Below are 12275 nucleotides of genomic sequence, written 5' to 3' on the forward strand. Positions count from 1 at the left end.
GCAGGGGGAAATGGCCGGCGTCTTGTATCTTTGCAAAAACAAATGGGCATGGATTCAAAAGACAAGGCTGAATTCTACGACAGGCTGAAGGCGGAATTACAGAAATCCGCCAACTGGCCATCCGATTACCTCTATAAGTTTATCGTCCCGTCCGATCCGGATAAAATCGGCAGGATCCAGTCGGTTTTTGACAATACGGGGGCGGTTATCGAATCCAAACAGTCGCGCAAGGGAAAGTACACGAGCCTGTCCGTAACTGTTAACCTGCCGGACCCGGATGCCGTCATTGCCTATTACCGGGAAGTGGGAAAAATACCGGGCGTCATTTCGCTCTGATTATGGTAATCTCATATAATTTCAGTAATTTGCGAGCCCCGGAACTTCCCGGGCAACATCGAATTCGTTAATTAGCCTCTATCCTTTTGACTCAAATAGATCACCTCGAATACAATACCGAACGCCCGCACCTGCACATCCCGGAATACGGGCGGCATTTTCAGAAAATGGTCGACTACTGCGTCGGCATCGAAGACCGGGACGAACGCAACCGGATTGCCCAGGCCATTATCAGTGTTATGGGCAACATGCAGCCGCACCTGCGGGACGTTCCCGATTTCCAGCACAAGCTCTGGGATCAATTATTCATCATGTCCGATTTTAAACTGGATGTGGATTCCCCGTTTCCCATCACCCCGAAGGAAACCCTGCAGCAACGTCCGGAACCCCTGGATTATCCCCAAAACCACCCAAAATACCGGTTTTACGGAAACAACATCAAGCGGATGATCGACCAGGCCATCCAGTGGGAGAAAGGGGATAAGCGCGACGGGCTGGAATACGCCATCGCCAACCACATGAAGAAGTGCTACCTGAACTGGAACAAGGATACTGTCGACGACAAGGTCATCTTCCAGCACCTTTTCGAACTCAGCGACGGACAAATCGACCTGGCCTCCGATGGGGAAAACCTCACCGAAAGCGGCCAGTTCCTCAAGCAGCAACAAACGAGGACTACCAAATCTTCAGGCCGCAGCAACTCCGGGAAGAAGGGTTCGCGGGGAAGCCGGGGCAAAAAGCGCTATTAATACACATGGGATCATTCAGAATTGAAGGAGGGCATCGCCTGCAGGGTGAAATCACGCCCCAGGGGGCCAAGAACGAGGCCTTGCAGATACTTTGTGCCGTCCTGCTGACATCCGAACCCGTAACTGTCCACAACATCCCGGACATCGTGGATGTCAACAAACTCATTGCAATCCTCGAGGACCTGGGGGTTAAAATCCAGAAAAAGGGCAAGGGTTCCTATACCTTCCGTTCGGACGATATTAACATGGACTACCTGCAAAGCGATGCCTTCAAGGCGGATGGCAGGAGCCTCCGGGGTTCCATCATGCTGGTGGGCCCGCTGCTGGCGCGATTCGGGCAGGGGTATATCCCGAAGCCGGGCGGGGATAAAATTGGACGCCGACGTCTGGACACCCATTTTGAAGGGTTTATCAAGCTGGGGGCATCCTTCCGCTATAATAAGGAGGAACACTTTTACGGGGTGGAGGCCAAAAAACTCAAAGGAACCGATATGCTCCTGGATGAGGCCTCCGTTACAGGTACCGCAAATATCGTCATGGCCGCGGTTTTGGCGGAAGGCACAACTACCATCTACAACGCTGCCTGCGAACCGTATTTGCAGCAATTGTGTAAAATGCTGAACCGCATGGGGGCCCGCATCACAGGGGTAGGGTCTAACCTGCTCACCATCGAAGGGGTGGAATCCCTGGGGGGAACCGAGCACCGCATGCTCCCCGATATGATCGAGATCGGCAGCTGGATTGGGTTGGCCGCCATGACCCAAAGCGAGTTGACCATCAAGGACGTGAGCTGGGACGACCTGGGCCTGATCCCGACGACCTTCCGGAAGTTGGGGATCACCCTGGAGCGCCGGGACGACGACATCCATATCCCGGCCCATACGGACGGATATGAAATACAGAATTACATCGACGGGTCCATCCTTACGATTGCAGACGCGCCCTGGCCGGGGCTGACGCCGGACCTGCTGAGTATCCTCCTGGTAGTGGCGACACAGGCCAGGGGAGAAGTCCTCATCCACCAGAAAATGTTTGAAAGCCGGTTATTCTTCGTGGATAAGCTGCTGGACATGGGGGCAAAAGTGATCCTTTGCGACCCGCACCGGGCCACGGTCATCGGCCACAATTTCCAATCGACGCTCAAGGCAACCACCATGGTGTCTCCGGATATCCGCGCCGGCGTTTCCCTGCTGATCGCCGCCCTTTCGGCAAAAGGGACGTCCACCATTCACAACATCGAACAAATCGATCGCGGGTACGAGGCCATCGACACGCGCCTGCAGGCAATCGGAGCCCGGATTACCCGGGTCTGAACGGTAACTTGTTATTTCCTGATTTCGGTGCCGTTCGGAAACCTGGCAAACCGGTTGGCATCCCGCTTGTGGACAGGATCCTGATGTTGCCAGGGCCAGCCGCCAAATTGCGTGGCCCGGAATTCCTCCATAACGCGTTCGATCTCCTCCTGGGTATTCATGACGAACGGCCCGTATTTGGCCACGGGTTCGTCGATGGGTTTCCCCTGAAGCCACAGGATGCGCAACGGTTCCTCCCCACTCCGCAGTTGGCAGGCCCGGGGGGCTAGTTCCACGCCTTTTCCGCTTTCCACAGAGATGGTCTTTTCGCCCGCCCCATCCCCGGAAATGCTGAGGCCGGTGCCCTCAAACAGGTAGAGCCGGCGGTGTGTTCCTTCCTCCGTTTCCGGCAAGGAGATGAATGCCCCGGGCGCGAGGTCAATCAGGGCGATTACCACCCGGTTGTCGGGATTGGCCGCCCAGGAGTTCGGAGGGGGTGACGGCGGTTGGACATCGTCGTAGCTGCCCGCTACCAGCCGAATGGTCGCTTTTTCCTTTTGGATAACCGGCAGGTCCTCCTTCCAGAGCATTTTAAAGTGAGGCTCCACCCGTTTACCCCGGGCGGGGAGGTTGAGCCATATCTGGAATAATTCCAGGGTATTGGGTCCCTGACGGTCCAGGAGCGGGAACATCTCGGAGTGTTGCAGGCCCCTGCCCGTGGTGATCCATTGGACGTCGCCCTCCCCGAAGCGGGCTGCCGCCCCAAGGGAATCCGCATGGTCGCAGAATCCGCGCGTTACGATGGTCACCGTTTCAAATCCGCAATGCGGGTGGGCCGGAAATCCGGGGACGGACCGCCCGTGGTACATACGCCATCCGTCGCGGAGCGTAAAGTCGTTACCCAGGGAACGACCTTCCAGGGATGCGTCCGGCCCCAATTCCGCATTACCGCTGGGATATTTATCCAGATGGTGTACGCAAAACAGGAAGGGGTCCGGGGTTTCCCAGGGAAAGCCCAACGGGAATATACGGGGAGATGTTGCCATAGCGGGGATTAGTTGAATTCGTGTTCTGCCGTATTGATCTCCACCCAGTTGTCTTCCGGGTCGCGCAGGTAGATCTGCCGCACTCCGTCGGCCCGGTGGGTCACCGTATTGATCTTCCCCGGCCAATCCCAGTAGGGGATGTCCCGGGATTCCAGGAATTCGATGTAGCCGTCCAGGTCTTTGATCGCCAGGCACAGATGGACGCTCTTGCTCTCGGACTTCTGTACCTCGTCTTTCCGGATCAGGTGTACCTGGGTATTCCCGCGGATGCGGAACCAACGGAAATTTAAAGTATCCGATGGGTGCGGGATCTCCTCAAGGCCCAGCACATCGGCGTAAAAGTCCCCGGTTTTCTTCAGATCCTCAACGATAAACGAGTAATGGTCGTAGGTGAAATCGAATTTTTGACTCCACAGCCCGCCCCAGGCGAACAGTAATACAAGCAGTAGTAATTTCTTCATATTTGGTTAAATGGGTTGTTCGGCGGCCCGCAAGGCCTTAGTTGTCAAATTCCACGTCCTTATGGCTGCCATCGCAAAACGGCTTGTTATCCGAGGCGCCGCAGCGGCAGAAAGCCGTGCTGCCCTCCAGGGTCTGCTCCCCGTCCGGGGACTCCAGTTCCAGGGAACCTCGAACCAGCAAAGGCCCCCCTTTCACCACCTGCGCTTTAACGGCCCCTTTGGACTCCGGTTGCTTCCCTGCCCGGCTGTCTTCCCGGTAACCCAGGGCACCCGACGGGCACCGGTCGATCTGCTCCCGCAGCGCCTCCTCGGAGGCGTGATCCGGTTTGATCCAGGGTTTCTCCTGCGGGCGGTATACCTCCGGAAGTGCCTCGACGCAGACTTTTGAGTGGATGCATTTGCGGGGCTTCCAGATGACGTGAAAATTGCCCTTTGAATATTCTTTTACGATTTCGTCGCTCATATTATTCGATGTTAATCCCTTTTAGCACGAGTTTTTTCCACTCGGGGTTTTCTTTGATATACCCGGCGACGAACGGACAGAGCGGCACCAGGGTCAGGTCCTTTTTCTCGATGTCTTCGAGGACGGCACGCACCAGGGAACTGCCAATGCCCTGGCCTTCCAGCTCATCGGGGACCTCGGTATGGGTCAGGTAGATTTTGTCTTTGGTGCGTATATATTCAATTCGCGGCGCCTGGTCGCCGATCCGAAATTCGTAGCGTTTCTCTTCCGAATTGTCAATAAGCGTATGAGTTGCCATGTTATTTTTCAGCATTAATAGGTGGCGGTCCTTCCGGGATGATCGGTTCATATACTGTCTCCCCTTTGCGTTCCCGGTATTCTTCTTTTACGGCCTCCACCAGTTTTGGGCTTTTGAACAAATCAACCATGGTCATCCCCATGGCCTTGGCCGCGTAGAGCATGCCTTTGTGGCCAATGCTCATCCCCCCGCATGCAACCACTGCCCAGGAGTGCCAGGGGGTATCCTTGGGAGCCACGGTTACCCCGAGGTTGATATTGGGGACATTCCAGCTGACGTCTCCCACATCCGTAGATCCGCCCCCCGGGTTTTCGCGGGTGGCTTTCAGCGGCCGGATTTCGCTGTCCATGCCCACCTGGGGCTTCCCGGTGGCCATTTGTATCTTTTTGCCGAATTCCTGCTCGGATGCGGTGTATTCGATCGGCCCCAGCAATTCGAGGTTTTTTTGCATCGCCTCGCCCCCTGTACGGTTGACGAGCGTTTCGTAAATCCCGGATATCAGGGAGATTTTATAATCTACATTCGCCATGATTGCGGCGCCTTCCGCCATCTTTTGCACGTGTTCGTATACGGGCATCATGCCTTCCCGTTTCGTATCCCGAACCCGCACCCAGATCCGGGAATAATCCGGGACCACATTGACTACCTGGCCCCCGTCCTGTATGTGATAATGAATGCGAACCGTTGGCTGGATGTGCTCCCGGTAATAATTGATGCCGGTGGTGTAGAGCTCCAACGCGTCGGAGGCGCTGCGCCCGTTCCACGGATCGGCGGAAGCATGTGCTGCCTGGCCGAAAAATTCGACCTTAAAATCTACCAGGGCCAGTGTGCTCTGGACATCCGCCTCTATCTCGGCTCCGGGATGCCAGCTCAGGTTGACGTCCACGTCGTCCCAGAGGCCCTCCCGGACCATCCAGATTTTGCCGAAAAACTTTTCTTCGGCCGGGGTGCCCAGGAATTTGACGGTTCCGGAGAGCTCTCCCGCCTCGATGAGTTCCTTGACGGCAATGGCTGAAGCCAAGCTGGCGGTGCCAAAGAGGTTGTGCCCGCATCCGTGGCCGGCGCCCCCGGGGTCCAAAGCCTCCTTGGTGGGTTGGGCTTTCTGGGAGATCCCGGGCAATGCATCGAATTCCCCGAGTACCGAAATCACCGGGCTGCCGCTGCCGTAAGTGGCAACGAAGGCAGTGGGCATGCCGGCAACGCCCCGTTCTACCGTGAAGCCGTTTTCCTCGGCGTAATCGGCCAGTAGCCGGCTCGATATGTTTTCCTGGAAGGCCACTTCGGCCGCTGCCCATATGGAGTCGCTCAGGGCGATCAGTTCCTGCTGGTGGGCATTGATGGATTCGACAATAGCCCGCTTTTCGGGGCCCATTTTTTGTGCGTGCACAAACAGGCCGAATAACAGGCCCAAGGGGAGTAAGCTTTTCTTCATAGTGGTATTTGAATTAGTCGCTGCGTCTGCCCGGCTTTCTGGCGGGCACCTAAATATACCAAAAAATGGATGTCTCCCCGGAACCGCGCGGCCGGAAATGAAGGTGTATTCCATCGAAAAAATGCAATTTTTGCCGGATTGGCCTGTTAATTGAATAGGAACTGGAAAAAATCGGTGGGAATTGCCCCGGGAATGGCCCCCATATGCCAACCGCAGGGAACCGATATTAAATCCACAAAACCTAAGCCATGAGACGAATCTTTCAATTTTGCCTGTTATCCGGTGTCCTCGCGTTGGCCCCATCCTGCAGCGCAACCAACCGGCTGAGTATGACTGTCACGGAACCGGCGGCTGTAATGCTGCCCGGGAACGTCCAGCGCATCGGCATCATAAACCGCTCCCTTCCCTCTGAGGGCAACCGGGGCCTCGCAAAGATCGATGCCGTACTTTCCGCAGAGGGCATGAAACTGGATTCCCTCGGGGCTTCCGCCGCCATAGAGGGCCTGGCAGATCGCCTGCGCCTATCCAACCGATATGAAGCTGTGGTGGTCCTGGAGGAACTGCCGCAAGTAGCCCGCGGGCTGCGGGGCATGCCCGCGCCGCTTACCCGGGAACAGATTCGGGAGTTATGCAACACCCACGGGCTGGATGGGATCTTTTCCCTTTCCTTTTACGATACGGATACCCGGGTCAATCTGCAACTCGGGATGATGGAATTGCCCGGTGACCTCGGATTGCCGATCTCCGTCCCCGCCCATAAGCTGGACCTGGATACCGAGGTGCGCAACGGTTGGCGAATCTACCTCCCGGACCTTCCCCTGCCGGTAGACGAATGGGTCTATACAGATCGTTTCCTGGTGAGCGGACAGGGGATCAACCCGGTAGCCGCCCTGGAATCCATCGGAGTGCGCAAGGACCGGGTGCTGGAGCTTTCCCAGCGAACGGGGTATCGCCACGGCGGCAGGCTGGAACCCCGACGTGTTCGCGTGGGCCGCGACTATTTTGTAAGGGGAAGCGATTTATTTGTGCGCGGCAAGCGACTGGCCCAAACCGGTGACTGGGACGGTGCCGCCCGGCTTTGGGAACGGGAGACCGACCATCCGAAGGGGAAGGTGGCCGGCAGGGCTTTCTACAACATGGCGATTATCAATGAAATCAACGGCGACCTGGATGCTGCCATCGACTGGGCCCGCAGATCCTATGCGGATTTTGGAACCCGCCACGCACTGGATTACGCACGCACGCTCGAGGGGCGCCGGGCCCGTCAGGAACAATTGATGGCGGACCTCGCCTGGTAAGGGCGCCGGGTCTGCCTAATCCAGGGCGGCCTTATAGGTCTTCAGGCAACGTTCCCGGGCCGCTTTGTGATCTACCATCTTTTCGGGGTAATCCTCCGTGCCGTATTCCGGTATCCACTCCCGGATATAGGATTTATCCTTGTCGAATTTATCTACCTGGGTCATCGGGTTAAAGATCCGGAAGTAGGGGGCCGCATCTACGCCGCTCCCGGCTGCCCACTGCCAGTTGCCAACATTGCTGGCCATTTCGTAGTCGAGTAGTTTTTCCGCAAAATACGCCTCCCCCCAACGCCAGTCGATCAGCAGGTGCTTGCAGAGGAAACTCGCCGTGAGCATCCGTACGCGGTTGTGCATATACCCGGATGCATTGAGTTGCCGCATGCCCGCATCCACCAGGGCAAAGCCGGTGCGGCCCTCCCGCCATTTCTCGAATTCCGATTCGTCGTTCCGCCACGCGATGCGGTCGTATTCCTTGCGGAAGGCCTCATGGACCGTACGCGGGAAATGCCAGAGGATCTGCATAAAGAACTCCCGCCAGATCAACTCGTTCCAGAATGTCTCATTGGACGATTCCAGGGCCTTCCCCAGCGCCTGTCGGATGGAGATGGTGCCAAAGCGCAGGTGGGGTCCCAACCGGGAGGTACCTTCCCGGGCCGGGTAATTCCGGTTGTCTTCGTATGCGTCAATCAGTTTCCCGCCCATATCATAATCCGGAACGGGAATCGCGGAGCGTTCAAAGCCGAAATCGGCAAGGTCCGGGTTGGGCAACCGGGAATGTGCGATCAGGTTCCCCAGTTGGCCAGCGGAATCGAACGTCGCAAGGGGGGTGTCCCGGAAGACCTGCTTCCATTTCTTCATATAGGGGGTGTAAACCACATAGGGGTCGCCGTCATCCTTGACCACTTCGTCCTTTTCAAAAATGACCTGATCTTTGAATGTGTGGAATTCAATTCCCTGCTCGCTGAGCCATTGGCCCACCTGCTCATCCCGATCCCGGGCATAGGGTTCGTAATCCCGGTTTGTGAACACCTGCCCGACGTCCCAGTCCGATGCCAGTTCCTTAAAAATCTCCAGGGGCTTCCCGTGGTAGATTGCCAGGGAACTGCCCTGATTTTCCTGCATGCGGGAACGGAGCTCCTGCAAACGGTCGTGGAGGAACGTAACCCGGGGGTCATCCGCCGGCAGCCCGTCCAGGATTTCCGAATCGAAAATAAAAATGGGGAGGACGGGCCTGCCCGCGCCCAGCGCTTCGCACAGGCCCCGGTTGTCTTCGAGCCGCAGGTCGCGCCGAAACCAGAAGATGTTGACGGATTTGCCCATTTTAACTCAGGTTGATGGTACTCAGGCCCCCGTCCACCCCAAGGACCTGGCCGGTCATCCATCCGCTTTCATCCGAAAGCAGGAAGGCCGCCATGTGCGCGATATCCGAAGGTTTTCCAACCCGCTTCATCGGGTGCCGTTCCGCCATTTTTTCCTGTTTCTTTTCATTGTTCAGCAAGCGGGAAGCCATGGGGGTATCCACCAGGGAAGGGGCCACCACGTTCACGCGCAATTGGGGGGCGTATTCGGCAGCCAGGGCACGGGCAAAGCCTTCGATGGCCCCTTTGGAAGCCGCCACGCTGCTGTGGAAGGGCATGCCGTTCCCCACAGCCACCGTGCTGAAGAAAACCAGGCTGGCCGACTCGGCAAAGCGCGGCATCACGGCTTTAAGTACCCGGACCAGGCCGGTAAAATTCAGGTCCATATCCTGGCTAAAAGCATCCACGCTGAGCATTTTAAACGGTTTCAGATTGATGCTTCCCGGGCAATAGACCAGCCCGTGCAGGGTATCCGGCAGCCCATCCAGGGAATCGAAATCCCCGGTGACGTCCAGTTCTGTGTGCGGGACACCGAGGTCCTCCAGGGGGCCGGGTTTCCGGGAGGCCGTATATATGTTGTGGTTGTCTTTCAGTAGCTTGACGAGTTCCAGGCCAATGCCGGAGGAACCGCCGATAATCAATAAGTTCTTTTTCATTGTCAAAGCGATTTAAATGTGAGGGCGGAAGGTCTCCCGGGAAGCTTGCCGAACCGTTTGTCGAGTTCGGCCTCCCGGTACCGGAAAATGGCCGTCAGCTGTCTTTTAACCACAGGCCCGTGAGCTAACCGGCCCAGCCATCCGAGGGGCAATTTGTAGTCCACGACATCCGTCATCCGGACGCCGCCTTCGACGGCCTCGATAAAGTGTTTGTGGTGCCAGAGGGCGTATGGGCCGAATCGCTGTTCATCTACAAAATATTCTCCTTCCCGAACATGGGTTATCTCAGTGACCCATCGGGTGCGAATCCCTGGAAACGGGGAAACCACATAGTGGATGATTTGCCCGGGATACATAGGCCGGTCGGCGCCTTCCAGTATTTTAAAGCCCATATGGGCCGGGGTGATGCGCTGCAGGTTGGCCGGGTTGGACAGAAAGTCCCAGGCCTCTTGTTTGGAAAGGGCCAGGGACTGTTCCGCTTGCAATTGATAACACTTCATCAGGTACTTTGTTCAAAGATACAATCATTTTGTTTAGGAAAAAGATATAAGAGTTAAACAATAATTAAAATTTCTTATTGGGTCCTGGTCGGAAAAATCGTAGCTCTGTCGTGGAAATGCCACGGAGATGGATAGAATTTGTACCTTTTTCGCATGGGAATGCGCATTTTGATGGGGCTGGTAGTCTGCCTGTCGGGCCTTGGGCCGCTTCGGGCCCAGGAAGACCTTCGGTTGCTGGGCAACCTGCCGGAAATCGTTTCGGAAACTTCCGGGCTGCTGGTCATCGGCCCTCAAATAATCACGCATAACGACTCGGGCAACGAACCGCTTTTGTATTATCTGGACACTGTAAACCTGGAGATACAACGACAGGTACGCGTGGAAGGCGTTTTGAATACAGACTGGGAAGACCTGGCAGAAGATACGGATTACGTGTATATCGGGGATTTCGGCAATACCCGGGGTACCCGTACAGACCTGGCCATCTACCGGGTCGCCAAACAGGACCTGGCAGCCGGGAATACATCCGTAACCGCCGACCGCATTGGATACACATACGAAGACCAGATGGATTTCAGCGGGACAACCAACAGCGATTGGGATGCTGAGGCCCTGGTGGTACGGGGAGACTCCCTGATTGTATTTACAAAACAATGGCAGGGCAACGGTACGGTGGCATACCGAATCCCCAAATCGCCCGGCGATCATTTGGCCCTGCGGAGCGGGGCCTACGCCGCAGGCGGCCTGATTACCGGGGCCACGCCCAGGCCTGGTGGCGGTTATGCCCTCCTGGGATATACCAGCGTTCTCCAGCCCTTTCTCATTGAGGTACCGCAAACAAACGACACCTTTAATTTTCCGCCCGAAACCCGGAGGCAATTACTGGATATCGGGTTTGGCCAGGCCGAAGGGATTACAGCAGATGCCTCAGGCCGGTTCTTTGTCAGTACGGAGTCCTTTTCCAACAGCCTGGCTTCGCTACCGGCATCTCTTTATTCTTTTACCAGGGATGGCGAACCCCCGGGGGAGGAACCCGGAGAACCCGGAGAACCCGGAGAACCCGGGGAACCGGGCGAGGAGGGAGGGGAACCGGAACCCGGCCATTCGAATCAACCGGGCGGCCTGGTGATTTTCCGGGCTGCAGGTTCGGATGAACTCCGTTACGAGCTCAACCGCCCGGCACCCATCCTGGCCCGGGCCGTTTTCGACACGGCCGGCCGGATGGTCCTGTTCGAGAATGCGCCGGAAATAGATGCCGGACGCCTGGACATAGCTACCCTGAATACTTCCGTTTATTACCTGACCCTGTATTTTCGCGGGGCCATACTCTCCGAGCCCTTCCTGCGCTATTGAGAATCACCCGTCACAGCCCCATCGCATTTACGCCGCCCTTGCTTTTTTTAGATTTAATTAACATTTACAGGCAGGGCGAATCAGTAGCTTTGATCCAAACACTAAAACTTTAAACCGATGAAAAAATCCTACCTTTTATTCCTGGCACTGGCAAGCAGCTATTGCGGGCTTGCCCAGATGCAGACGCCGGCACCCAGCCCGGCCTCCGAACTGCACCAGACCGTCGGGCTCACCGACGTGGTAATTAAGTATTCCCGTCCCTCCATGAAGGGCCGCACCATTTTCGGCGGACTCGTACCCTACGATGCCATCTGGCGGACCGGGGCGAACATGAACACTACCGTTTCCTTCTCGGACCCCGTAAAAGTGGGAGGAAAATCCCTGGAAGCCGGGACGTACGCTTTGTATACGAAACCCGGAGAGGAGCAGTGGGAAGTCTACTTTTATACGGATTCCAACAACGGCGGGCTCCCGGCTCAGTGGGACGATTCCAAGGTGGCTGCCACGGTTACCGCACCTGTCATGGAAATGCCCATGCCGGTAGAGACTTTCACCATCACCGTAGACGACTTAACCAACAACGGGGCCTCCCTGGGAATGCTCTGGGAGAACACCTATGTGGGGGTGCCTTTTGAAGTGCCCACCACGGAAAAGGCCATGAAGAGCATTCAGTCCGTAATGAGCGGCCCCGGGCCCAACCAGTATTTTGCGGCTGCCTCCTATTACTTTGACGAGGGGCAGGATTTGGAACAGGCCAAAACCTGGATCGACAAGGCTACTGAAATGTCCCCGAATGCCTATTGGATGTGGCGGGTCAAATCGTTGATCTACGCAAAAATGGGCGATAAGAAAGGGGCCATTGCGGCGGCAAAGAAATCCCTGGAAGTTGCAAAAGAGGCCGGGAACCAGGATTACGTGAGGATGAACCAGGACTCCCTCAAGGAGTGGGGTGCCATGTAACCTGAGCCCCCTGGCAGCTGCGTTTTCCGGCCGGGGTGCCGGGCCTTGGGAAAAAGCAGAACCGGACCTTTTG

14 protein-coding genes are annotated in these 12275 nt (G+C 56.5%); 6 read left to right on the forward strand and 8 right to left on the reverse strand.

Features of this window, described 5'->3' with window-relative positions; all coding sequences use genetic code 11:
- The first annotated feature begins 42 nt into the window (after nt 1–42).
- The 3 genes from RB2501_RS10080 (at nt 43) to murA (ending at nt 2398) form a co-directional block, all read left to right on the forward strand.
- Nucleotides 43–336, forward strand: a complete 294-nt coding sequence (locus RB2501_RS10080) for a DUF493 family protein (RefSeq protein ID WP_015754696.1) — start codon at nt 43–45, stop codon at nt 334–336.
- 86 nt (nt 337–422) lie between these two features.
- Nucleotides 423–1085, forward strand: a complete 663-nt coding sequence (locus tag RB2501_RS10085) for a DUF4290 domain-containing protein (protein WP_015754697.1) — start codon at nt 423–425, stop codon at nt 1083–1085.
- A 5-nt stretch (nt 1086–1090) separates the two neighbouring features.
- A complete protein-coding gene (murA, locus tag RB2501_RS10090) occupies nt 1091–2398 on the forward strand; it encodes a UDP-N-acetylglucosamine 1-carboxyvinyltransferase (RefSeq protein ID WP_015754698.1) in 1308 nt (435 codons plus the stop codon).
- 11 nt (nt 2399–2409) lie between these two features.
- On the opposite strand, the gene RB2501_RS10095 is transcribed toward murA, so the two are convergent.
- From RB2501_RS10095 to RB2501_RS10115, 5 genes are read right to left on the reverse strand one after another with little or no spacing between them, the layout of a single operon-like run.
- Entirely contained in the window at nt 2410–3423 is a 1014-nt protein-coding gene (locus RB2501_RS10095) for a pirin family protein (RefSeq protein ID WP_041327185.1), read from the reverse strand.
- Nucleotides 3424–3431: 8 nt separating this feature from the next.
- A complete protein-coding gene (locus tag RB2501_RS10100) occupies nt 3432–3884 on the reverse strand; it encodes a VOC family protein (protein WP_015754700.1) in 453 nt (150 codons plus the stop codon).
- Nucleotides 3885–3921: 37 nt separating this feature from the next.
- The gene (locus RB2501_RS10105) at nt 3922–4347 is read right to left on the reverse strand and encodes a (4Fe-4S)-binding protein (protein WP_015754701.1); all 426 of its coding nucleotides are present in this window, start codon (nt 4345–4347) and stop codon (nt 3922–3924) included.
- A gap of 1 nt (nt 4348) precedes the next feature.
- Nucleotides 4349–4645 carry a GNAT family N-acetyltransferase gene (locus tag RB2501_RS10110; protein WP_041327740.1) on the reverse strand — a complete coding sequence of 99 codons (297 nt, stop codon included), beginning with the start codon at nt 4643–4645 and terminating at the stop codon, nt 4349–4351.
- Nucleotide 4646: 1 nt separating this feature from the next.
- Nucleotides 4647–6077: an amidohydrolase gene (locus RB2501_RS10115; RefSeq protein WP_015754703.1), complete on the reverse strand. Its 1431-nt coding sequence runs from the start codon at nt 6075–6077 to the stop codon at nt 4647–4649.
- A 248-nt stretch (nt 6078–6325) separates the two neighbouring features.
- Here RB2501_RS10115 and RB2501_RS10120 point away from each other — a divergent pair, with 248 nt between their 5' ends.
- Nucleotides 6326–7375, forward strand: a complete 1050-nt coding sequence (locus RB2501_RS10120; protein WP_041327186.1) for a DUF6340 family protein — start codon at nt 6326–6328, stop codon at nt 7373–7375.
- Nucleotides 7376–7390: 15 nt separating this feature from the next.
- Here RB2501_RS10120 and RB2501_RS10125 read toward each other — a convergent pair whose 3' ends face one another.
- The 3 genes from RB2501_RS10125 to RB2501_RS10135 are packed head-to-tail and all read right to left on the reverse strand — an operon-like array spanning nt 7391 to nt 9889.
- Nucleotides 7391–8695: a cryptochrome/photolyase family protein gene (locus tag RB2501_RS10125; RefSeq protein WP_015754705.1), complete on the reverse strand. Its 1305-nt coding sequence runs from the start codon at nt 8693–8695 to the stop codon at nt 7391–7393.
- Nucleotide 8696: 1 nt separating this feature from the next.
- The gene (locus tag RB2501_RS10130; protein ID WP_015754706.1) at nt 8697–9389 is read right to left on the reverse strand and encodes an SDR family NAD(P)-dependent oxidoreductase; all 693 of its coding nucleotides are present in this window, start codon (nt 9387–9389) and stop codon (nt 8697–8699) included.
- A 2-nt stretch (nt 9390–9391) separates the two neighbouring features.
- On the reverse strand, nt 9392–9889 hold the full coding sequence (locus RB2501_RS10135; RefSeq protein WP_015754707.1) for an SRPBCC family protein: 498 nt from the start codon (nt 9887–9889) through the stop codon (nt 9392–9394).
- A 153-nt stretch (nt 9890–10042) separates the two neighbouring features.
- On the opposite strand from RB2501_RS10135, the gene RB2501_RS10140 reads away from it, so the two are divergent.
- Both RB2501_RS10140 and RB2501_RS10145 read left to right on the forward strand, forming a co-directional pair.
- A complete protein-coding gene (locus RB2501_RS10140) occupies nt 10043–11242 on the forward strand; it encodes a hypothetical protein (protein WP_148214341.1) in 1200 nt (399 codons plus the stop codon).
- Between the two features lie 117 nt (nt 11243–11359).
- Nucleotides 11360–12202, forward strand: coding sequence for a DUF2911 domain-containing protein (locus RB2501_RS10145; RefSeq protein WP_015754709.1), 843 nt, complete (start codon nt 11360–11362; stop codon nt 12200–12202).
- Nucleotides 12203–12275 lie beyond the last annotated feature (73 nt).

It is taken from the genome of Robiginitalea biformata HTCC2501 (assembly GCF_000024125.1).
In the GTDB taxonomy this organism is placed as follows: domain Bacteria; phylum Bacteroidota; class Bacteroidia; order Flavobacteriales; family Flavobacteriaceae; genus Robiginitalea; species Robiginitalea biformata.